Origin of the sequence: Pseudoalteromonas sp. (assembly GCF_041629635.1) — a bacterium.
Lineage (GTDB): Bacteria > Pseudomonadota > Gammaproteobacteria > Enterobacterales > Alteromonadaceae > Pseudoalteromonas.
Genome location: NZ_JBFKMX010000054.1, coordinates 1 through 24,341, shown reverse-complemented (window position 1 = coordinate 24,341; position 24,341 = coordinate 1). Strand labels below are relative to the sequence as shown.

The window sequence follows — 24,341 nt, the reverse complement described above, 5'->3', positions numbered from 1 at the left end:
GTCTTTAACTAATCCACCCAGTGGCATGGTGGTGTCTAATACCGGCGTGGTGAGCTGGACGCCAACAGAAGGTGTGACAAGCTCAGGCACAGTGACCTTAACGGTACAAGATGGCGGTGAAAATGGTGCACTGCCAAGCAGCGAAACCTTTACGATTGCTGTTACACCGGTTGATGATTCCCCAAGCGTTGCCCAACCAATAAGTGATCTAGTTGTAATCGAAGATGCGGCAAATACAGTTCTCGATATTGCTGCTGTATTTACCGACGTTGATAATGAAGATGCTGAAATAACGAAACAAATTTTAAGTAATAGCAATCCATCACTGGTGAATGCACAACTTACAAATAACAAATTAACGTTGGACTATTTAGACAATCAAAATGGCATATCGACCATCGTAATTAGGGCAAGTTCAAATGGTAAAATAGTTGAAGACTCGTTTGATATCACAGTATCAGCACAAGCGGATGCTCCCGTTTTTACAAGCAAAGCCACAACTAAATTAGCTCAAGGCTTTGAATACTCATACCTAATAACAACACGAGACGATGATGGCGATACTCTATCCATCTCAGCTGCTACGATTCCTAATTGGTTAACTTTGTCTGATATGCAAGATGGTCGTGCAGAGTTATCGGGTACGCCTACCAATGATGATGTGGGAAAACATTTTGTAAACTTAAAGATTAATGATGGTAAGCTTTCAAGTTATCAAAGCTTTGAGCTTATCGTTACTAATGTAAATGATGCTCCTGTTATTACCAGTAAAGCTATTAAGGTGGCAACGGAAGACAGTCAATATACTTATAAAATAAGTGCTAAAGACGATGACATTGACGATAGTTTAACCTACGCAGCAACAAAGTTGCCTGATTGGCTTAATTTTAATAGTGAAACTCAATTACTTTCAGGTACTCCAGAAAATAATCATGTTGGAGAGCATGAGATAATACTAACAGTGAGTGATAACAGTAATGCAGAAGTTAATCAACGCTTTACACTCACTGTATTTAATACCAACGACACACTATTTGTTGACAGCATTCCGCTAACTTCTATCGAAGAGGGAACACCTTATTCTTATGAGCTATTTTCCCATGATATAGATTATGATGATAACTTAACATCGAGCGTGATCACCAAACCAGATTGGCTAAGTTTTGATTCTGTATCGAATGAGCCGAGCAAAGGTACGTCAGTTTATATGGGAAGTTTGCATGGTACACCCAGCGCGCTGGATGTAGGCGAGCATGAAATTGTTTTGCAGATTACAGATAATGAGATTCCCGTTCATCAAGTTTTTAAAGTAACGATTCTGAATGTTAATAATGCTCCTAAAATAAGCGGTAACCCAAACACTCATGTTGAGGAAAAAGCACTCTATTACTTTAAACCGATTGTCAAAGACGAAGACAGTGCAGATACTCACGTTTATAGTATTTTAGGAAAGCCAACATGGGCAAACTTTGATAGCAATACAGGTGAACTATCCGGAAAACCCGAAAATAAAGACGTAAGGCGTTATGAAAATATTATCATTTCAGTAACCGACAGCGCAGGAGCAAGAGATACTTTACCTTCGTTTACTATTACTGTTGGTAATGTCAATGATGCGCCGACGATTGACTCACAGCCATCTGAAAGCGCGCATGTTGGCACTGCCTACCACTACACTATTAGTGCAAGTGATCCCGATGTAGCTGACACTTTAACTTATAGTGCTCCAAGGTTACCTGCATGGTTAACTTTTGATGCAATGACTCAAACTTTATCGGGCACAGCAAAGGCAAGCGATGTCGGGATCCACCCAGTTACTTTAAGGGTAAGTGACGGTAGTGTAAGTGTAGACCAATTCTTTGATATCCATGTGATTTTAAATAATATAGGACCGCTTATCACGAGCGTAGCTGGGACTTCAGCTGTCGAAGGGGAGCTTTATACTTATTCTGCTACAGTGGATGATCCTGATGACGCTAACAACGGCGTTGATCTTTCGTGGCGATTAGAAAATCAACCAGACGGAATGAGCGTTTCATCAACGGGCGAAGTTTCTTGGCTACCTGCTATTGGCTCAACTAGTTCAGGAATAGTAACGCTTTTTGTCTCAGACGGTGGCGAAAATGGCGCTATGCCAGATAGTGAACGTTTTGAGGTGTTAGTTAGCAAAGCCAACAAAGCACCTGTAATTTCAGGTACACCAGATACTTTTGTTGCTGAAAATGCGGAGTATCTATTTTTGCCTAATGCCACTGATCCTGAGGGTGATTTACTTGTCTTCTCAATAAAAAATAAACCGAGCTGGGCAAAGTTTGATGAGCAAACAGGTCTGTTATCGGGTGTACCTTCATCAAATGAAATAGGTGATTACACGGCCATTAAAATATCAGTAAATGATGGCTATTTATCTACTTATCTTAAACCATTTAGCATTTCTGTATTAGCGGATCTGGATCAAGATACCTTACCTGATATCTATGACCCTGATGATGATGGCGATAATATTCCGGATGATATTGAAGGTGATGCAGATCCTGATAACGACGGAATTCCGAACTATCGTGATCTTGACTCTGATGGAGATGGTATTGCGGACAGTGTGGAAGGTGTAGTTGACACTGATGGTGACGGTAACCCCGATTATTTAGATATCAGCCAAGACGAAGATCATGACGGCATTCCAGATATTATAGAAGGTACCGATGATCTGGATTATGATGAAATTCCTAATTTTTTAGATGCTGATAGTGATGGTGATGGTTTAACGGATGCCCTAGAATCATTACAGAATGCGAAAGACAGTGATAATGATGGTATCTATGATGCATTTGATGTCGATGCTACTGATGGCGTTGATAGTAATGGCGATGGCATTGATGATAATCCACAGCTTAGAGATAGTGATGGCGATGGCACCCCTGATAGGCTTGACCAAGATTCAGATAATGATGCAATCCCTGATGTACTCGAGCATGCACTAAGGGCGAAAGACCGAGATAACGATGGTGTGCCTGATCGCTTTGATGTGGATTATACATTGGGTCAGGATAATGATGGCGATGGTATTGATGATTCTTTTGATGTGGACTTTTCAAAGGGGTTAGATTCGAATGCAGACGGTATTGATGATTTACTTTGGACATTAAGTGATCGCGATAATGATGGACTGCCTGATCACATAGATGTAGACAGTGATAATGACGGTTTACCGGATATTCTGGAAATAGGATTACAAATCCCTTCGCTTTATTCAAACAGCGTTTTTGAATTTGAGATACTTGATAGTGATAATGATGGCGTGCCAAATTTACATGATCTTGATAGTGATAACGATGGCTTGTTTGATGTTTTAGAAGCAAAAATGTCAGATATCAACCAAGACGGACTTGTTGATATTTTTAATACAGTAACAAATAGTGCACCAGATAGTGATCTGGATGGTACAGCCGATTATCTGGATTTAGATAGTAATAATGACGGTGTTTATGATATTGCACATACTATACATGCAGCGTTAGATATTAATGAGGATGGTCAGATTGATGGTACGCAAGACTTAGATGGTGATGGGATCGATGACCAAGTCGATAGACAACCAGCATATCACGGGTCATTTTCAGATGCCGATAGTGACGGTGATGGAATTAGTGATTTTGCCGAGGGATGGGCACAACAACGCGATACAGATGCAGATGGTGTATTCGATTACCTTGATCGCGACAGTGATAACGATGGTCTTTCGGATGCTTTTGAAACCGATAAGCCGGCACCTTTTAATTTTGATTCCGACAATGATGGTATCGATGATGCGTATGATGTTGATGTAACAGGCGGTATAGATCTCAATTTTGATGGCATCGATGATATATTTGTTGCGCAAGACACTGATAAAGATGGAGTTCCTGATTATCTAGATTTAGATAGTGATAATGATGGTATTTCAGATAGTGATGAACAGTTGATAACAATTCGTAAAATCCTTGATGATCAAGATACGCAGCATGGCGAACGGATACTTGCTGTTATTACTCTCTACAACATGCAATTGCTTACTGGCTTAGATAATGATAATGATGGCATTGATAACGCGGTAGATATTGATTTTACGGGCGGTACGGATATTAACTTTGATGGCATTGATGATCAATTTAATAAAATGATTGATATTGACCAAGATGGTGTAAGTAATTATCGAGATCTTGACAGCGACGGTGATGGTATTTTAGACAAAGACGAAAATAGCGATGCTAATTTAGACGGAATAGTAGACCGGTTACAATACCAAGCCGTTGGGCAAAATGTTATCAGAAGTAAAGGATCTGTGCCTGTTAGTCTTTTATTGCTAGTTATGATTTTGGCGCTGCTAAGAAGGTGCCATTATCGTAATCTGAACACAGATGAGCATTAGTGTAGCTTGCAGCTTTTAGTTGCTAAGAACAACATAACGTGATTAAGGAGAGTTATGTTGTTCTACCAATGTTTGTGCATTGATATTAACTTGCGATAAGCCTCGAGTAGCTTTATGCCAAGAGGTGCCTTTAAACCAGTACTGGGTGTCGTGCGATGTCCCTGCAAACTCTCTGTGTAACCTTGTCAGCCAGACTATTTCGGCGTTGGTATGAGGCCGGTTGCTTATATTCAATATACCCAAGGTTAATTGACTAGCTTGGTAGAATTCAGGAGCTGACCAAGCCCCAAATTTTGCTATAAAGTCAGAAACCGTGAAAGGAATAATTTGCTCAGCCATAACAAGGTCATTACGACATACAAGGTGGTTCGTTTCAGAAACACATCCCGATAAGCTGGGATTTACTAATTTATAATAAGTTTTAGTAACTTCGGCAGGCGTCAGTAAACCCATCATATATAGCAGAATATCATCCCAAACTTTAAAAGTATCATCTAGAGGCTTAATTCTAAATTGGTTGTTTTCGTCTATCACGAGGTAAGTTTCAAAGCGTTCATTTTGTTCATTTTCCAAAACTACAGAGTGCGGCCAGCCTCTAATGGGATCCCAAAAAGGCCCTGATAACTCACCATTTACGGTAATATCGGCATCGTGATGCATTCCATCACCTGAATTCCACGCAGCGGTGTTCTGAGCTGGAAAATCTTTTGCCGCGACACCTAATAAACCATGCCCTAACTCATGGTTTAATCCTTCTAAACCTGGCCAGCCACTCCAAATAATGCCACTTAACTTTTGGTGTTCAAGTCCATCAATGAGTTCATAACAGTAAGAGTTGTTTTTACATGGCGGGGTAAAGCCAGTTCCTTTGATGTTATCATGCACCCGAACATATCCGGCACCACCAACGGGATCTCGTGTGGTGACTGAGAAAAAATCAAAAACATCACCGGCCCATTGCCAAGCTATTGCGCATGCTTCGCACGTTTCTGGTGAGTGCAAAAACCAATTGTTTAAATACCTTTGATTATATTGTTCATCCAGTGAAATAAAAAAACCTGTATCGTTGACACTAATATCAGGCGTTAATTGGTGTACTGATTCTGATCCGCGTAAAGTTTTATTAATGACCCAAAGATCAGGTATTTCAAAAAATGGTGTACTGTTGCTCAGTGCTTGAGGCACATATAAGCATGTACGGGTATAGATACCATCGTTTGCGATAATGTCGCCATGTGTACCATCATCATATGCCAGAGTAGGATCTTCACCATCAACCGCAAGTACTGGGCTGCCAATGAGTTTATCAATTACTTTAGCAACTTCTCCTTTTTCCATTCTGCTATAAACGGTAAAAGTTTGATCAGAAAATAATATGGAAGGCTCAAACATTTGATGACCATTAAGTGTTAATGTCGAAGGCACACTTGAAGCTATGGGGGAGATGTTTTTATCATCAACACAGTTTGATATTGGCGATGGCTCCCAAAAGCCAGTGCTAAAGGGAGTCACATATATTTTTGTGATATCACTGTGAGATGCATTCAAGTTATCAGTAACGGTTAATTGCAGGGTAAGTGTAATATTTTCTGCAGTTGCAGGCGCAATAAAGTAAGCATTTTGTTGATGGGCGTTTTCAATTGTGACCTCAATACCATCCACTTGTGTCCATTGATAGCTTTGTATCTCGCCGTCTGCATCTGTGCCACTGCCCTGTAGTAGCACTTTACTGTTTTCGGTCACAGTCTGTTCTGCAATCACAATTGCAGTAGGCGCAATATTTGGTTTGGGAAGTACCTCCTTCTCATTTGCACCGCCACATGAAACAAGTAAAGAGCTAAATGCAAGTAGTGTCGCAAATTTTGTAAACGCTAAGATAAAATTGTTCACTTTAGAGCAGTTATAATGCCACATAATGAATTCATCCTTGAATGGAGAGTTTACTGAGCTTAGTTAAACTCAACTAATATTGCTATGTCCAAGAAGTTTCTGTTCAATTTATTTTAAATGGCTTTAAAGGCTATGTTGGTTAATTCTAAATAACTGTTCCTTGTAGGTTATTAACCTAGCAAAATCCTCTGCTTGTTTTTATTTTACATTTAGTTACAGATTGCCTCTTTAAAATTTGCATAAGTACTTATATATTAATTTGTATAAGCGCTTATGTATTATTTTGGGATAACAAATGAAACGAACATTGGGTACAACACTTAGGCACCTTATTGAGCTGTTAGATGGTTCGGTAGAGCAGGTTTATCGAGACTTTGGGCTTGATTACAAGCCGCGATTCACGCCCATTATGCGCATGCTTGCAAAGAATGAACTTGCTTCGGTAAGTGAATTAGCGAAAGAAGCTGGAATTACGCAACCAGCAGCTACACAAACGTTACAAGCAATGGCAAAAAAGGGCCTTGTAACTATATCTGTGAGCAAAAAAGACAGTCGGCAAAAACAAATTAGCTTATCGATAGAGGGCAAGTCGATGATGACGCAGCTTGAAAAGTGTTGGCGAGCAACGGCCATTGCTGCTGAAACCCTCGACAATGAACTACAAATACCACTCAGTGTTATTGCTGAGCAAGCGATCGGAGCGTTAGAAAAGCAATCTTTTTTAACACGTATAAAACAAGCACATCAACAATTGAAATAACCTAGGGGAACACTATGGAACGCACAATCAATCAGGCTAGAATACCGGGCTTTTTAGCCACATTATTACTATCGTCACTGACTTTTAACGGTGTAGCCAAAACACAAGATACTGAAGAAACAGTATTAAATTGCGCATCACACCAAGTGCAGCAGAACGTATTAGATGCATTGCAACAGCAGCTAACGGATGTGTATATTTTTCCTAAAAAAGCTGAGCAATTCGCGATTCATATAAAGGCGCAGCAAGCACAAAAGGCATTTGCAAAAATCAATGATTGCGATAGTTTCGCAAATATTATTAATGAGCAATTGATGAAAGTTACGGATGATAAACATCTACATGTTGTTTATAGCCCACATCCGATCCCAGATGAAACACCAGAATCTAAAGCTGCATTTGCAGCACATGAAGCTGAATTTATGCAGTCGCTAAATTATGGTTTTGAAAAAGTGCAACGTTTACCATTTAACATCGGATATATTAACCTGCTGTTATTTGCCGAAACAGCGCAAGGCGGTCCTCAACTTGCGTCAGCCATGAATTTACTTAGCTATACTAATGCGCTGATTCTTGATTTAAGAGAAAGTCGTGGTGGCGAACCCGCTATGGTGGATTTAATTACTAGCTACCTTATGAACGAGCGTATCAATACCAGCGATATTTATTACCGTAAAGAAGACCGTTTGGAAAAACGTTTTACTGAAGATGAAGTGAGTGGCAAACATTATGGGCAACAGCGCCCAGTTTACATTTTAACCAGTAAAGATACGTTTTCGGCAGCAGAAGATTTAGCCTACACACTAAAGCATTTGAATCGCGCGATCATCATTGGTGAAGTTACGGGAGGCGGTGCCCACTCAGGTGATATGGTCAGGCTAACAAGTCACTTTGAAGGCTTTATACCAAATGGTCGTTCGATTAATCCAATTACCAAAACCAATTGGGAAGGTGCCGGTGTGCAACCAAATATCAAAACAGCTGCTGATAAGGCGCTTAATGCTGCGCAACAACACATTTTAATGAAGTTAAAAGCTAACGAAACAAATCTTGCCCGCGCCGACAGAATGCAAAAGCGCATAGAGCGATTAGCGTTATAAGCAATGCAAAAAATTCTTTAGAAACAAGTTAAGTTTAAAGGTTTAAAAATAGTGAGTAATGCTCAATAGTAAATAAAAAAGGCACTTAGATTTAAACTAAGTGCCTTTTTAATAACGTATACTTTTGTGCATAAGCAATTCCTTGTTTTCTTGGGTTGTCTCTTTATCTGGTTATTTAAACACTAGGTAAGTAGCACCAATTAATGTTCCAGTTACAAGTGCCATTGTCATACCTGCCGTAATCAGGCTTGCAACAACAAATGTGGTTAAACCCGCTGTAAATAATAAGTCAAATACGTTTGAAGTGTTCATATCTGTATTCCTATTGTGTGTTAAGTAAAGCATTTTTCGCTTAGGTTATTTAATAAGTCGAAGCAAGGCTTAAAAAGGTTTAAAAAAGAATCAAAAAATATGAATAAATTTTTTAGCGAAGATATAAACTGTTCGGCGTAGATACTTAGCGATTTTTATATTTCAAGTAGTTAGGTTTCTTTAATTTGAGTTTGAACTGTTAAGGGTAAGAGATGCGCTTTATTTATGTAATGGATCCAATGTGTGCATGGTGTTACGGGTTTACACCTGAGTTGGAAGCGTTTCTACAGGCACATTCAGATATCGATATTGAATGGGTTATGGGCGGACTTGCGCCTGACAATGATCAGCCTATGGCTGAGCAAATGCGCGCGACAATTGCTGACTATTGGCAGCAAATTGAAGCAAAGACAAACGTGACATTTAATCATGACTATTGGCGCTGTAATACACCGTATCGATCAACTTATTTAGCGTGTCGCGCAGTGATTGTAGCAAGTAGCTTGTTGGAAAAAGGGGCAGAAAAAATGGTAAGAGCAATTCAAACTACGTATTACCAAAAAGCGCAAAATCCATCGTTAGAAAACACCCTGATTGAATGTGCCACTGAAATTGGATTAGATGAAGTGGAATTTGTGCAGGCACTTAACTCTGAGCAAACACAAGTGTATCTGGAACAACATCTAGGCATTACACAGCAATTACAGGTAACCGGGTTTCCCGCTCTGTTTTATCTTGATAGGAATAATCAAGCTTACCCATTGGCCCTTGGATTTTGTAGTGTTAATGAATTAGAGCAGCGATTTAACCGTATTTTACAATAATTGGTAGTATTAATCGGGGTGTTAGAAAGTGTATTAGCGAGGCTTATAGTGCGACTATGCAAACATTTAGCTAACTAATAAGGGTTCTCGATAACAAGTTACCTATTCAAATAGTTATTTTTCACAACATACAGTTGCCCTTTGGCATCTATTTTATTTATTGGAGCTAAGTTGGGTTAACAGGCCATTTTCAATTACAAACAGTTTATCAAACTGGTCTTCATTGATAGTAACGTCTTGGCCTGTCAGTAATTTCACAAGTTGGGGTGTGGTGTTGCTGTGACCCACAATCACTGTATTGCCTTTTAATGTTTTGAGTTGCTTAACCAATGCCGTTAACTGACGCGGGTTATAATGGGTTACTACAATGTCTAATTCTTGACTGAGCGGCTTTACGGTTTCTAATGTGCGATTATAGTTGGTGCTAAAAATATGCTTAATTTTTTTATCTTTTAATATGCTGACAAGATGGTCTGCACGTGCTTTACCCGCTTGAGAAAGGTTCGGATTAATGCCATCGCGTTTTTCAGCGTGACGTAACAAAAATAGCGTGTCAGGTGTTGCGAACACAGTTTGAGAAAACAATAAACCAACAATAAAAGCTAATAAGCGCATGATAAAAAAGCCTTTTACAACAGGTTGTGAAACAATTTCTGCCACTTTAACTGAGCTTTTTATAAAAGCAAAGGGCGATTTAGTTAAAAATCGCCTCATCGGCTGGGCAGTACTTCTGTAAAAACGCATCATGGGTTGGCTGTGCTTCAGCGCATTTTTCAAGTGTGGTTCTGCCTGCTGCAAGGCTTTTTGCCAGCGTTTCACTGTTAAGCGCATCTAAGGTTGGGTTGTAGCCATTAGGCACTACTCCCATCCCATCAAACACCGCATACCAGCTGGTGGGTTGGAATAGCTCTTCAACACCTGGGATCAATCCACCGCTTTGTCTAAAAAACTCAATGCGCTCAGATAAGCTTGCCGGAATTTGTTTTTGTTGCCAATCGCGCCAAAACGCTGAGTCGTCGCGTTTCGTGGTGCAGTAATGCAGCACTAAAAAGTCGCGAATTTCTTGATAATCGCCAATAATGCGGCGGTTAAATTCGTTTTGTAATACTGCATTTGGCGTTTTGGTTGGAAACATACGTACAAACAGCGCTAGCGATTTAGATACTAAATGAATTGCAGTGGATTCAAGCGGTTCTAAAAAACCCTGTGCAAGACCAAGTGATAGGCAGTTTTTATTCCATACTTTATCGCGTACACCGGTAACAAAGGGGATCACTCTTGGCTCGGTTAGTGGCTCGCCGTCCACATTATCAAGTAAGGTTTGAATCGCTTCTTCATCTGAGATGTACTTATCACAATATACATAACCATTGCCTGTGCGGTGTTGTAGCGGAATATGCCAGCTCCATCCCGCTTTTTGGCCGCGCGAAACGGTATACGGTTTGGTATCACCCGTGAGCTTAGTTTGTACGGCAACCGCACGGTTACAAGGTAAATGCTCGGACCAATCTTGGTATTCGGTATTGAGTGCATTACCAATTAATAAGCCTTTAAAGCCTGTGCAATCAATAAAAAAATCGCCGTTAATTGTCTCGCCTGATTTTAATGTGACAGAAGCAATATTACCGTCGATAGTTTTGCTGATTGACTCCACATGGCCAACCGTGCGTTTTACACCAATGTTTTCAGAGAATTTTCGTAAGTATTGACCTGCAAGCACAGCATCAAGGTGAAGGGCAAAGCGAGCACCTGCAAGAGGCGTATTCATTGCTTGGTGCGGTATAAAAAAACGATTTTTTTCAGATAATACCGCCTCTGGCGAATAGGCCATTAAAGGTGTGCTGTCACCTTCGGCTTTTTGTTTTAGCCAGCATTGGTAGAACTCGTGACCATCAATTTTTTGGCCAACTTCACCAAAGGGGTGGAAATAGCTGTGCGATTCTTGATACCAGTTTTCAAACTGTATACCCCATTTAAAACTGGCTTGCGTCGCTTTTATAAACTCAACTAAATCGATGCCTAAGCTTTCAAGGGTATCTATGAGCGGTGGAATAGTAGCTTCACCTACGCCAATAATATTGACTTCGTCTGATTCAATCAGCTCAACTTGGGCATTACTATCTTTAAAAATATTGCCAAGCGTTGCTGCAGCAAGCCAACCTGCGGTACCGCCACCGACAATAACAAACTTTTCAATGGGATTGTGTGTTAACTGCATACCGCTTCCTGTAGCTTGATTGGTTGATAGCCACAGTGCTTCTCTAAAAATTCGCTGTGGGTAGGCGCATTGTTTACTTGGCTTGAAACCATTTCGCGCATTTTAGTTAAATGTTCATTTAAGTAATTGAGCGGCATATTATCTGCGCTTGCTTGGTATTTTTCGGGTAAAAAATTTAAACCGTGGTAAATAGCCAGCCAACTGTCAGGGCCAAACATTTCCCAAGGCAGACGTTTTAACTCGCCGGTTTTAGCAAAGGTTAGCATTTTCTCTTCGAGTGATGCCGGAATTGCCATATCGCGGTAATACTGCCACATAGGGCTGTCGCTGCGGCCGTTTAACTTATAGTGCAAAATAATAAAGTCGCGTACACGCTCATATTCTTGTGCATTCACATCATTAAATTTAGCGACATCGTGTGTTGAGTATTGATTACTGCTGAAAGTAAGTAAGAGTTTTTCGATTGCCGTTTCAACCAATGCAATGCTGGTGCTCTCTAATGGCTCTAAAAAGCCTGAGCTCAAGCCAATTGCGACACAGTTGTTGTGCCATGCTGTTTTACGCCTTCCTGGGGTAAAACTAAATTTACGTGGTGGCTGTAAAATGTCGCCACTGATTGATGCAAGCAAACTTTGCTTTGCTTCGTCATGGGAAAGGTATTTGCTGCTATAAACATAGCCATTACCAACACGGTGTTGTAGTGGAATACGCCATTGCCAGCCACCTTTTTTAGCGATAGCGAGGGTGCGGGTGATGGGTTCAGCCGTTGCGCTTGTTTGCACTGCAACAGCGCTATCATTTAATAGCCAGTGGCTCCAATTTTCATAATCAACAGCTTGGTTTTCACCAATTAACAGCGCCTTAAAGCCAGAACAATCGATAAATAAATCAGCGGCGATGCTTGAACCATCTTCAAAATGTAATTGATTAATGCTGCCATCAGGATGATTTTCAATGCTGCAAATGGTGTTATCAATGTGTGCAACACCTTTATTGGTTGAATAATCAAACATTAATTTTGCAAACAAGCTGGCATCAAAATGCAGTGCCCAGTCGAAAATTTCTAATTGGTTTTGTGGTTTAATTTTGGGTGGCACAAATTTATTGTGCTTTGCCATTTGCACACCAAGAGAATAGTCAGTTAAATCGCTGTGTGCACCAGCACGCTCTGCGCGTAACCAATAATGATGAAATGGGGTAGTAGGCGTGCTTTGCCCGTAAATGCCAAACGGGTGAATAAAACGGGAATTTTCACCTGCCCAACCTTGAAATTCAATACCAAGTTTACAGCTGCCTTTGGTAGCTTTTAATACCTCAATATCGCTAAGACCTAAGTTTTGGTAAAAGCGGCGCAAAGTCGGAATAGTGGCTTCACCCACACCTACGGTGCCAAGTTTACTTGATTCAATCAGGGTTATTTTACAGTGTTTTAGTGGGGCGTGATTAGCAAGGGCTGCAGCTGTCATCCAGCCAGATGTGCCGCCGCCAACGATGACGATGGAATTTATTGCTTTTGTTGTTTCTGTCATGGTTCACACTCTAGGCTATTACTTCAATACCAATTTGATTAAGTAACTTGATTAAGTAAATAGGTAATTAGTTAATCAAATGGGTATTTGCATTGTATAGTGATGAAACCAAAAGAAAAGACTGCCGCCAAATGACGGCAGTCTTGGGCAGAAAGTGTTAATTCAACCTAAATCCTAATAATTCTAAGGATTAAAATGTTGCCCTAACACCAAGGGTCCAACGCGATTCATACTCGTTACGGAACGCTTTTTGTGAAGAGAATTCAAGGTAAGTTTGTTGAACTTCTTCAGTAATGTTCGAACCGTGTAAGTAAATATCTAGATAATCAGTTGCGTGGTAGGTTGCACTGAAATCAAGTTGTGAATACGTATCTTGGTACAGTGACTGTCCGCCTACAGCGCTTGAACCTTGTGTGATTAAGCGCGGGCTACGCGAGTTCCATGCTAAACGCGTTGAGAACTCTTCTTGCTCATACCAAAGCACAAAGTTGTATGTGTCTTTTGACATACCAACGAACGGTAAATCGTCGCCATTTACGTCTTTGTTTTGTTGTGAGCTATCACTGTATGTGTAGTTAGCATCGATACCAAAGTTATTAAGAATAGCGATATCTGTGTAGTCGCTCATTGCAGCACGAATACCCACTTCTAGACCGCTTACATCACCACCTTTACCTTGTACTTGCGTACTGAAAGGCCATGGACCACGGCTGATACCATCATCATCTGGCTCATCAATCCAAACTGTTCCGCTTTCTGTGAAGCTTTCAATTTCGATTTTGTACAATGCTAAGAACATCATAGATGCGTCGCCGTTATACCACTCAGCTGAAAGTGAGTAGTTATCTGAGCGCCATGGGTTAAGTGCCGGGTTACCTGTTAGGTTACCATTTACAACGCGTAAACAGTCACACTCACCGTTAATTGCTTTACCAACCGTTTTACCACCGCCCCAACTTGCAAGGTCAAGTGCTTGCATGTTTTTAGCGTATGCACCACGTACAATCACGTCTTCTGTTACATCAGCTGACACGTTTAATGATGGTAGGTAATCTGTATAGCTACGCTCTGTTACTACGTCGCCAATATCTGGACCTAGACCTGAGTGAGGTAAGTTAGAACCAGCAAGGTTTTGCTTCACGTAAAGGTCAGTTTCAACCACTTTAACACCGAAGTTACCGCGGATCATTTCCCACTCAAAGTTAGCTTGTGCAAAGTAACTGAATTCGTTCAATTTAACATCGTAAGAAGCACCTGCGTTTTCAGTGCGCTGTACATTACCAAATGTGTCTAGGTGGAACTGACGTGGGTCACGGAAGTTAGATGGATCAATTGCCCACATTGTCGGAATGCCTTTCACGCTACCGAAGTTAGAAATTTGGCTAACTGTAGTATGTGTGTCAAGGCGAGTTGGGTTAAGTAATGTATAAGGCACCCACGTACCCGCAGTTAAATCACCTACATCTTCTGTTAGGTATTCACCTGCAGCAGGATTACCTTCACATGTAGATGTTGTGTGGTATTGGTCAACCGCTTTCCACTGTGCGATATCACAGCCATCACCAAATTCAGATGTGTATGTAAATTGGTCATGGTCCACTTTACGTTCCATAAAGCGCACACCAAAATCAACACTCGTGATGAATTCCATGTCGTCAAATTGATAGTTCCATTTCGAGCTGAATGTGTTGATTTCACCTTCGTCGTCTGTATTACCTTCAGACGAGAATGCACCAATGTGGTATGAATCTAAGCTGCCCATGTAATCAGCAACGCTCATTAAGCCTTGGCCGCCATTTACCAGTTGATCAAAACCACTAAATACTGGAGAGCCACCGCGCGCGTCATAACGTAGTAGGAATGAATCATCTTCAATACCGCCTGGTGAGAATTGCGCGTAACAACCACCTTGGTCACCCACAATGGTATCACCATCGCCACAGTATTCAGCCGGTGTAAACTGACCAGGACCAGTTACACGAGTCCCTTGGTCAATACTCAGTAAATCACCTTCACCATAGCCGTGACGCATGCTTGCATCCGCTTTAGCACGTGTAACACGTACTTGACCTGAAAGCGGGCCACCGTTATTAAAGTTAAGCTCTAAGTTTAAGTTTGTTGACGTTTCATAGTTGTTGTTAACCTGAGTGAAGGTTTGTAAACGCCATGGTTGTAGGTAAAAATCATTTACCGAACCCCATGCATTGCCATCTTCATCAGTAAACGTGTCGCCAGTCCAACCTGATTCTGTTGGGAATGCGTAATCGTTGAAAGAATACCAACGGTTATTTTGTGATAAACCTTGACGCTCGTTAAAACGCTCTTGATCGGTATAGAATGCTTCGAAAACTAGCTCAAAACCTTCACCTAAATCAGCTTGGAAAGCAAATTGGAAACCTTGACGCTCACGTTTTTCTTGCTTATTGAAAGCTGCAAAACCTTGTGGTACTACGTGACGTACATCATTACCCTGTGGGTTTTGACCCCATGTAAAGTTGTTGTTTGCAGCCCCGATACCACCATTTTCAGAGGTATCGAAATAACCGTTGTAGTCTGTAGCAAGGGTTGCTTCTTGTGTTACCGCAGAGAATAAAACACCCCATTTATCAGCATTATAGCTGATTAGGCCGTTTAGATTTGGATCTGTTTCATCACTAATAGAGCCCTGTGTCACATCTGCGCTTACGTTTGTTGTCCAACCTTCGCTCATATCGAATGGACGGCGTGTTTTCAGGTCAATCGAACCTGAGATACCCGCAGCAGAACGCTTAGATTCACTTGTTTTATAAACATCAACACCCGAGAAAAGCTGTGCTGGTAAATCACCAAAGTCAGCGCCTGATGAATCAATAGTTGTTGCACTTAAAAATACTTCGCCGTTAAGCGTGCTGTCTACTTGAGGTAAACCACGGATTTGTACCGGGCCACCTTCACCAGCTGTACGTTCAACTTGTACACCAGTAATACGTTGGAGTGAGTCTGAAATTGTTACATCCGGCAGTTTACCGATGTCTTCTGACGCAATGCCGTCAACTTGTGAAGGTGCGAAACGCTTTACGTTAATTGCTTTAACTGTACTTGCGCGAATACCTTTAACCTGAATTACTTCCATTTCAGCTTCAGCAGCTGACTTTTCTTCCGCCATAACGTTGTGAGCAAAACCCGCAGAGAGTGCTACCGCGATGGTTGAAGACAACACACTTCGTTTAAATGTTCTGTTGGACACAGTCTTCCCCTATTAGTGTTTAGTTCTATCAGAAATTACTTCTGAGAAACCTTATTGTTGTGATTACTTACATAAACCTGTTAATGACAGCGTTGTCACTCACAGTCAAAAAAAAAGGTTGTAACTTAGGCAGTAACATTGGCGTTTTACAGCTCAATAAACGCGCACCAAACTCAATAAACAGCCCAGTTTAGTTGATACTCGAAAGCTAACTTACCTAGTTCAAAAATTTGTGTGTGTTACTTGCTGATGTTATAAAGTAACAAATAAAAATCTTGAACTTGTTACTTTTTAACATTAACATGACCACAAAAGCAACACTTTGATAACAAATTTGTTTGAAAATCATCTAGATTGAATAGAATTGTATTAGTTTGGTGTTTTGCGGTTAGCAATTTGGTAACAAGTTTTCATGAATGAAGTCGTTAAAGGTTCGGGAAACCCTAATTCCTTAGAAAAAAATGGTTGGCACATATTACGTGAGGAAGTGGGTTTTCCTGTGGCAGTGTTATCACAATCGGCCATTAATAATAACGCAAAGTGGATGAGCGATTTTTGTCAAAAGGCAGAAGTAAACTTAGCCCCCCATGGTAAAACCACTATGGCACCCGAGCTTTTTAAAATGCAGCTTGAGCACGGTGCATGGGGCATTACACTTGCTACGGTGGCGCAGGTAATTAATGCGGTAAATCATGGTGTTACACGTATTATTTTGGCAAACCAATTGGTTGGGAAATACCATTTTGAGCAAATTGCTAATTTACTTGAAAGCACCGATATAGAGTTTTATTGCTTTGTTGATTCGGTGGAAAACGCCAAGCAAATTGGCCGCTTTTTTGATGCGCGGAAGGTATCAATTAACATTCTATTGGAAATCGGTGCGAAGGGCGGCCGCTGTGGTTGGCGTGATGTCAATAATGCAGAGGCATTTTTAGCTGCATGTAAACAGCATCCAAGTTTAAAACTTGCAGGTATTGGTTTTTATGAAGGGGTGATAGGTGGTAGTAATGCGCTTGAAAAAGTGACCAATTTTGTTCAAGAAATCTATCAATTAGCAAATACACTAAAACAACAACATACGTTTGATGTAACTAAACCCATTATTACTGGCGCAGGCTCTGCCTGGTATGACATCGTAGCAAAGACGTTAGCTAAACATAATTACCAACAAAACTTTAATTTGGTTATACGCCCGGGCTGTTACCTTATTCATGACACTGGTATTTATCAAGACACACAAAATGCCGTGATGTCACGCAGCCAATTAGCATGCGATGTAACAGGTGATTTAGCATCGAGCCTAACAGTGTGGGCATATGTTGTTTCGAGGCCAGAAGCAGGTTTTGCCATTGTTGGTTTAGGTAAGCGCGATGTAGCGTTTGATGCTGGCCTACCAAAAGCAGAGCTAATCTATCATGTTGATTCTCAAACATTACAAGCGGCTGATGCATTAATTGAAACGGTTAAAATTATGGATCAGCATGTGATGCTAATCTTGCCTGAAAATTGCACCCTACAAGTCGGTGATATGGTATGTTTTTCCACCTCTCATCCGTGTTTAACCTTTGATAAATGGCGTCAAGTTGCCATCGCCGATGACGATTGGGTTATTCGCAAAACCATTTCAACCTTTTTTTAGCAAGGCAATTACACGTGGATATTATTAATAAAATTAAAGAAGGGTTGGGGCATTTTAGCCCGGCAGAAGATAAAGTTGCTCACTTGATTTTAACTGATCTTGAGTTTGCAGCCACGGCATCGATTAATGAATTGGCCGATAAAGCCAATGTGAGTCACGCGAGTATTACGCGCCTTGCCAAAAGCTTAGGATGTGAAAATGTACGTGATCTGAAATTCCAACTTACCCAATCCGCAGCGGTTGGTGAGCGTTTTACAAACTCAGACCTAATTGAAAAGAAAGATATTTTTCATGTTTACTCTTCGATTCAAGAAATTTTAACGCTCAATGCGGGGCTGATTAAAGAAGAGGATGTTGCTATTGCTGCAGAGGCTATATGCAGCACGCGTCATTGCCTGATTTTTGGTGTGGGTGGCGGCAGCAGTATGCTGGCGATGGAATGTCAAAACCGTTTGTTTCGTTTAGATGTGCTATGTAATGCCCACTCTGATCCCATGATGATGCGAATGACGGCATCAACCATTAATAAAAATGATGTGGTGTTGTGTTTATCGTTAAGTGGCGTATCGCCAGATGTGATTGATGCCGCGCGTATTGCAAAAGAATACGGCGCAAGCATTATTGCCATTTGCCCAGAAGGTGAACTTGCCGAACTCGCGGATGTGCATTTACCTATAAAAACGCAAGAATCTGACTACATTTTTAAGCCAAGTGCTGCGCGCTATGCAATGATGGCGGCGATTGATATTTTATCGAGCGAAGTGGCGACTAAAAATCAGCGCCGCTCAAAAGAAAAATTACGTCGTTTAAAAATTCAATTAGATCAGCATCGTAACCAAAAGAGCGACGCGCCACCGGCTGACACTCGCTTCCCGCTCGGTGATTAAAGATGAGTGATAACAACTTTAACATCACTGTTATTCGTAATGCGACTGTTTACACGGGCAAGCTAAATGAATGGTTTGTTGGCGATGTTGCCATAGCTGGTGAGCGCATTATTGCGCTAGGTGATTGTTCACACTTTTACTCAGAGCAAGTCATTGATGCAACGGGGTTAATATTAGCTCCAGGTTTTATCGACGTGCACACTCATGACGATTTAGAAGTGATCCGTAACCCGCATATGCTGTGCAAACTAAGTCAAGGTGTAACTACGGTAATTGCAGGCAATTGTGGTATTAGTAGTGTGCCTTGTGTTACAGATGTTGAACCCGTTGATCCCATTAATTTATTAGGCCCAAAAGCAGATTTCAAATACACCAATTTAACTGATTTTAGAAATGCTTTTGAAAGGGCAAAGCCAAGCGTTAATCTTGCTCAGTTAATTGGTCATACTAGCCTTCGCGCGCAAGTGATGAATGATTTGAGCAAACCAGCGTCAGAAGATGAAATTACCCAAATGCAGTCATTACTGCGTACTCAAATGGAACAAGGCGCATTAGGGTTAAGCACTGGCCTTGCTTATCCAAATGCTAAAGCATCAAGCAGTAATGAAGTAAACAGGCTAGCAGCACAAGTAACACCATTTGAAGGCGTTTATACCACCCATTTACGCACCGAGTTTCAAGGCATTATTGATGCAATGGATGAGGCGTTTGCAACAGCCAAACAAGCGAACCTACCGCTGGTTATTTCTCATTTAAAATGCGCTGGCATTGATAACTGGGGCCGTGCAGCAGAAGTTTTAGCGCATTTAGAAGATAAACGAAAATCACAATCAGTTTGTTGTGACTGTTACCCATACGCTGCAAGTTCAAGCACACTCGATTTAAATCAAGTAACAGACAGTACTGAGATTTATATTACGTGGTCTGAAACCCATCCTGAAATGGCAAAACGTACACTGGCTGATATTGCAAAGGCTTGGCAATTACCATTAATGGAAGCTGCTAAAAAATTAATGCCAGCAGGTGCAGTTTATCATTGCATGTTAGAAGACGATGTAAAACAGTTTTTAAGTTTTGAAAATAGCATGATTGGCTCGGATGGTTTGCCTTGTGATCCTCACCCGCATCCGCGTTTATGGGGAACATTCCCGCGCGTATTAGGTCATTACGCGAGAGATGAGAACACACTTTCACTCGCGCTCGCTATTCACAAAATGACAGCGCTGCCATCATCAAAGTTTAAGCTCAATAAACGCGGCAAAATTGCCAAAGGTTACTTCGCCGATTTAGTGCTATTTGATGCTAACACCATAACAGACAATGCAACCTTTGATAGCCCTATTGCGCAATCGGTAGGCATTAAACATGTATGGGTTAATGGTGAAGACAGCTTTGTTGAGGGTCTTGATGAGCTAAGCATTACGCAATATGGCAGAGGCGGGCGATTTTTATCACGCACTTAAAATTAGCGCGTACTAAATAAGAATTTTGAAATGTTGAGAGAAGGTTCTCAACGCAGCATTTAAAGAGGAAATTATGACAATTAGACGTATTGGCGCAGAAGGCGGCACAGGTACAGGTGGCCAACATTTACCTTTTTCACGCGCAGTAGAAGCGGGTGGTTGGTTAAAAGTTTCAGGACAAACCCCGATGCGCGATGGCGAAGTTGTTGAAGGCGGCATTATTGAGCAATCGCGTCTTGCCATACAAAACTGCATCGACATTATGACTGAAGCAGGGTACGGCCTTGAAACAGTAACCCATGTGTCGGTGGTATTAACTGACTCTCGTTATTTTCAGTCATTTAATAAAGTGTTTGCAGAAGTATTTGGTGAGCACCCGCCTGCGCGCATTTGCATGGTGGCCGACCTGGTTGTTGACTGTAAAGTAGAAGTTGATGTGACCTGCTACAAAGGTCAATAAGGGAACTAAAACCTCAAAAGAATAATAAAAAATAGGGGCACTTATGACATCACAACAAATGACGTATTTAGCAGCATTTTTCACGTATTTGCTTGCAATGATCACCATTAGTTGGTTCGTTTCGCGTTGGCAAAAGTCAGGCAGTGACTTTTTGTTAGCAGGGCGAAAAGTGCCTTTATTTCTCACACTCGGCACCACGGTTGCAACCATGGTGGGCACGGGTTCATCAATGGGGGCTGTAGGGTTTGCCTATCAAAATGCTTGGGCCGGCGCACTTTATGGCATAGGGGGGGCGATTGGTATCTTGTTGTTAGCTTGGATATTTGCACCAGTGCGCAAACAGCAATTTGCCACCATGAGTGAAGAGCTCGCCAGTTATGTTGATGATAATGCCCTAGTTAAAAAAATTCTCGCTGTGATTATTTATGCCGCCAGTATTGGCTGGTTAGGTGCACACCTAATTGGTGGTGGTATGTATTTAGCTTGGCTTACGGGCATTGATGATACAACGGCTAAATTAATTATCGGGGTGGGGCTTGCCATTTATGTTACCTTGGGCGGTTATTCAGCCGTGGTGTGGACAGATGCTATTCAAGCGGTGATTTTATTTGTAGGTTTTTTACTAATGGCGTATTTTGCTATCGATTTTGTCGGGGGATGGCAAGTGGTACAAAATAACCAACTGGTCAACGACAGTGGTTTTTTGTCTTATCAGAATATCGGCCTTATTCCCGCAATCTCCATGTCATTTGCAGTATTAGTTGGGGTAATGGCCACCCCTTCATTTCGCCAGCGCATCTATTCAGGTGACAATGTAAGCAGTATTCGCAAATCGTTTGTGATGTCGGGTGTACTTTATCTAGGATTTTCATTAGTACCAGCAATTATCGGTATTTGCGCTTATTTGATTAAGGGGGATTTAGATAATCCCGCTTATGCTTTTCCGTATATTGCACTTAATACTCTGCCACTCTTACTGGGCGGGCTTATTTTATTAGCGGGCATATCGGCGACTCTTTCAAGCGCAAGCTCAGATGCTATAGCGGGGGTGAGCGTATTTGTCAGTGATATTTATGCTTGGCTTTTCAAAAAATCACTGAGCAAGCAACCTCAAACAGATAAACAGCAACTTGTATTGTCACGTTTCGCCATGATTTTAACCGTGACCATCGCACTGTTATTTGCCCTTTTATCAAATAATATCATCACCTATATCACTAAAATGATCTCGCTCGCACTGTGTGGTTTGTTTGTGATGGGGCTACTTGGTCGTTTTTGGCAAAAGCTTACATGGCAAGGCAGCATTGCAATTTTAGTGGCGAGTCCATTAACGGCAGCACTGATAGGTTTTACCCCCACGTGGCTCGCATTTTTTGGTAACCCTTCAATACCTGCGGTAATCAGCGGTGCGTTTTTTGGCATTGTTATAAGCCTAGTTACACAAGTAAAAACGCCATCAAAAATAGTGCAGAAAAATACAGTGGAGTTAATGTGATGTTGCAACCATTTAATTCTATTGTGTTTTTAGGTGAATGTATGATTGAGCATCGCGCTGATGGCGATGTGTTTTTTGGTGGTGATAGCTTTAATACCGCCTATTACCTGAGTCAACTAATTGCATCTCAGAGCGAAAAACCTATTCAAATTTATTACGCAACGGCAATTGGCACGGATAACCAAAGTGAAATGCTAAAAGCGTTAATGACACAATCTGGAATGCAGCTGGATTTTGTTGAGCGCCACCCAACCAAAACATTAGGGCAATATTGGGTTGATGTTAGTGATAGCGGTGAGCGCTCTTTTCGTTTTGATAGGCAAAATAGTGCGGCAAGGGATTATTTTTCTTTGTCACACAAACTACTTACTGAACTTGAAACAAAACAAGTGGGTGCCATTTATCTGTCGGGTATAAGCCTTGCCATTTTAGATGAAAAGCAACGAGCTTTGCTTATAAATGCACTACATCAATTTAGAGCGAAGGGCGGCATTATCTATTTTGATAATAATTATCGCCCAGCGCTTTGGCAGTCGATATCGCCCATTCATGATTACTTTTCGTTAATGGCACTTGCCGACATCGCATTTTTGACCAATGAAGATGAATATGCCGTTTATGGCACACAATCGGTGAGCGATATAATTGACTTACACTTCAAAGGAAAAAGTTCTAGACAAACCCTTGTTATTAGGCAAGGTGCAGCACCTTGTGTGATTCAAGAAGTTGGCAAAGACTCATTGCTTTATGTGGCAGCACAGCAGCTTACCCAAAAGCAAGTTGTCGATACCTGCGCCGCGGGCGATTCGTTTGCTGCAGGTTTTTTAGCGGCAATGTTATTTGGGCGTGATACACAAAGTGCCGCACATTTTGCGCATAAGGTAGCTGCTTCGGTGATTCAGCAGCATGGTGCGCTTATCCCAACTCATTTTCTTCCCAAACTTTCGAACCAGGAGTGTTTAGGTGTCGATACATTTTATTAATAAAGCATGTGTATTTTTAAAGCTGTGTAGTTTATTGCTGTTTAGCTCATTACTTTTTGCCGAAACCAGCTTAATGCCAAAACCACAATCATTTGAGAGGCAAACAGGTGAACTGCACTTACCTAGTCAAATTGAATTTTCATTTGAAGGATTTAGTGACAAGCGAAAAGAATTTCAAGCAAAGCGTTTAGAATTGCACTTAACACGTTTAGCAATGCACAAAATCACCTTAATAGAATTAGCAAATAACAAAAAGCAAACGCCAGATAAGGCAACCCTTAAAGTCATTGTGCGCGACAAGGAAAGCGATTTGCTGGTGCCACAGCTCAATAACGACGAAAGTTACCAATTAGAAATTAACCAAGAAGGCATCACACTAAACGCCAATACCGTGTTTGGCGCACAGCATGGTTTAACAACGCTCATACAACTAGCGGCAAACCATTTTCACAATCAACTTAGATTACCCCATGTAATAATTTCTGATGCACCACGTTTTGCTTGGCGTGGGTTATTAATTGATAGTGCGAGACATTTCTTATCAACTGACACAATTAAACGTCAGCTAAACACCATGGCTTCAGCCAAATTAAATGTGTTGCACTGGCATTTAACGGACGATCAAGGCTGGCGCATTGAAAGTAAACGCTTTGCAAAGCTTACGCAAAAGGCATCAGATGGCCTTTATTACAGCCAAAGTGAGGTAAAGGCTGTTATTGAGTATGCCGCTCTTTTAGGTATTCGAGTGGTGCCTGAATTTGGTATGCCGGGTCATGCAAGTGCCATTGCCGTTGCATACCCTGAGCTTATGGCAGAGGTAAAACCCTATGGAATGGAGCGTCATTGGGGCGTATTTAAGCCGTTACTTGATATTTCTAAACCTGAGGTATACCAGTTTGTCGATAGTTTAATCGAAGAAATGACGGCTATTTTCCCTGATCAGTATTTACATATTGGTGGTGATGAAGTGGAACCTGAGCAGTGGTTAAATAATAAGGATATTCAAGCGCTAATGGCCAAGCACTCCCTTAAAAATGGCCATGATTTGCAGAATTATTTTAATACCCAAATTCAACCTATTATTGCTAAACACCAGCGCATAATGATGGGTTGGGATGAGATTTTTCATCAAGATTTACCAAAAGAT

General features: G+C 41.2%; 17 protein-coding genes. 11 read left to right on the top strand and 6 right to left on the bottom strand.

Features of this window, described 5'->3' with window-relative positions:
• The coding region (locus ABYD77_RS09630; RefSeq protein WP_372769300.1) for a putative Ig domain-containing protein at positions 1–4,408 on the top strand (4,408 nt) is incomplete at its 5' end.
• A gap of 42 nt (positions 4,409–4,450) precedes the next feature.
• On the opposite strand, the gene ABYD77_RS09625 is transcribed toward ABYD77_RS09630, so the two are convergent.
• The gene (locus ABYD77_RS09625; protein WP_372769298.1) at positions 4,451–6,322 is read right to left on the bottom strand and encodes a choice-of-anchor X domain-containing protein; all 1,872 of its coding nucleotides are present in this window, start codon (positions 6,320–6,322) and stop codon (positions 4,451–4,453) included.
• Positions 6,323–6,593: 271 nt separating this feature from the next.
• Between ABYD77_RS09625 and ABYD77_RS09620 the strand changes: the two genes are divergently transcribed.
• Together ABYD77_RS09620 and ABYD77_RS09615 are read left to right on the top strand one after the other, a co-directional pair.
• Positions 6,594–7,058, top strand: a complete 465-nt coding sequence (locus ABYD77_RS09620; RefSeq protein ID WP_372769296.1) for a MarR family winged helix-turn-helix transcriptional regulator — start codon at positions 6,594–6,596, stop codon at positions 7,056–7,058.
• A gap of 14 nt (positions 7,059–7,072) precedes the next feature.
• Complete coding sequence (locus tag ABYD77_RS09615; RefSeq protein WP_372769294.1) at positions 7,073–8,158, top strand: S41 family peptidase; 1,086 nt, start codon at positions 7,073–7,075, stop codon at positions 8,156–8,158.
• A 171-nt stretch (positions 8,159–8,329) separates the two neighbouring features.
• On the opposite strand, the gene ABYD77_RS09610 is transcribed toward ABYD77_RS09615, so the two are convergent.
• Entirely contained in the window at positions 8,330–8,470 is a 141-nt protein-coding gene (locus ABYD77_RS09610; RefSeq protein WP_372769292.1) for a hypothetical protein, read from the bottom strand.
• 212 nt (positions 8,471–8,682) lie between these two features.
• Between ABYD77_RS09610 and ABYD77_RS09605 the strand changes: the two genes are divergently transcribed.
• Positions 8,683–9,294 (top strand): DsbA family protein, encoded by a 612-nt coding sequence (locus ABYD77_RS09605; RefSeq protein ID WP_372769290.1) that lies wholly within the window; start codon positions 8,683–8,685, stop codon positions 9,292–9,294.
• 153 nt (positions 9,295–9,447) lie between these two features.
• Here the strand turns inward: ABYD77_RS09605 and ABYD77_RS09600 are convergent, their stop codons facing one another.
• From ABYD77_RS09600 to ABYD77_RS09585, 4 genes are all read right to left on the bottom strand, one after another.
• On the bottom strand, positions 9,448–9,909 hold the full coding sequence (locus tag ABYD77_RS09600; RefSeq protein ID WP_372769288.1) for a histidine phosphatase family protein: 462 nt from the start codon (positions 9,907–9,909) through the stop codon (positions 9,448–9,450).
• Positions 9,910–9,988: 79 nt separating this feature from the next.
• Positions 9,989–11,512, bottom strand: a complete 1,524-nt coding sequence (locus ABYD77_RS09595; protein ID WP_372769286.1) for a tryptophan halogenase family protein — start codon at positions 11,510–11,512, stop codon at positions 9,989–9,991.
• The gene (locus ABYD77_RS09590; protein WP_372769284.1) at positions 11,503–13,041 is read right to left on the bottom strand and encodes a tryptophan halogenase family protein; all 1,539 of its coding nucleotides are present in this window, start codon (positions 13,039–13,041) and stop codon (positions 11,503–11,505) included. Before ABYD77_RS09590 ends, ABYD77_RS09595 begins: the two co-directional genes overlap by 10 nt.
• 190 nt (positions 13,042–13,231) lie before the next feature.
• Entirely contained in the window at positions 13,232–16,267 is a 3,036-nt protein-coding gene (locus tag ABYD77_RS09585) for a TonB-dependent receptor (protein WP_372769282.1), read from the bottom strand.
• Positions 16,268–16,679: 412 nt separating this feature from the next.
• On the opposite strand from ABYD77_RS09585, the gene ABYD77_RS09580 reads away from it, so the two are divergent.
• From ABYD77_RS09580 to ABYD77_RS09550, 7 genes are all read left to right on the top strand, one after another.
• A complete protein-coding gene (locus ABYD77_RS09580; RefSeq protein WP_372769280.1) occupies positions 16,680–17,906 on the top strand; it encodes an amino acid deaminase in 1,227 nt (408 codons plus the stop codon).
• A gap of 14 nt (positions 17,907–17,920) precedes the next feature.
• The gene (locus tag ABYD77_RS09575) at positions 17,921–18,793 is read left to right on the top strand and encodes a MurR/RpiR family transcriptional regulator (protein ID WP_372769278.1); all 873 of its coding nucleotides are present in this window, start codon (positions 17,921–17,923) and stop codon (positions 18,791–18,793) included.
• Between the two features lie 2 nt (positions 18,794–18,795).
• Positions 18,796–20,256 carry an amidohydrolase family protein gene (locus ABYD77_RS09570; RefSeq protein ID WP_372769276.1) on the top strand — a complete coding sequence of 487 codons (1,461 nt, stop codon included), beginning with the start codon at positions 18,796–18,798 and terminating at the stop codon, positions 20,254–20,256.
• A 73-nt stretch (positions 20,257–20,329) separates the two neighbouring features.
• The gene (locus tag ABYD77_RS09565) at positions 20,330–20,716 is read left to right on the top strand and encodes a RidA family protein (protein WP_054980188.1); all 387 of its coding nucleotides are present in this window, start codon (positions 20,330–20,332) and stop codon (positions 20,714–20,716) included.
• 43 nt (positions 20,717–20,759) lie between these two features.
• Positions 20,760–22,211, top strand: a complete 1,452-nt coding sequence (locus ABYD77_RS09560; RefSeq protein WP_372769274.1) for a sodium:solute symporter family protein — start codon at positions 20,760–20,762, stop codon at positions 22,209–22,211.
• A gap of 41 nt (positions 22,212–22,252) precedes the next feature.
• The gene (locus ABYD77_RS09555; RefSeq protein WP_372769272.1) at positions 22,253–23,194 is read left to right on the top strand and encodes a sugar kinase; all 942 of its coding nucleotides are present in this window, start codon (positions 22,253–22,255) and stop codon (positions 23,192–23,194) included.
• Positions 23,175–24,341: beta-N-acetylhexosaminidase (locus ABYD77_RS09550; RefSeq protein ID WP_372769270.1), on the top strand; the 1,167-nt coding region annotated here is incomplete at its 3' end. The genes ABYD77_RS09555 and ABYD77_RS09550, both read left to right, overlap by 20 nt.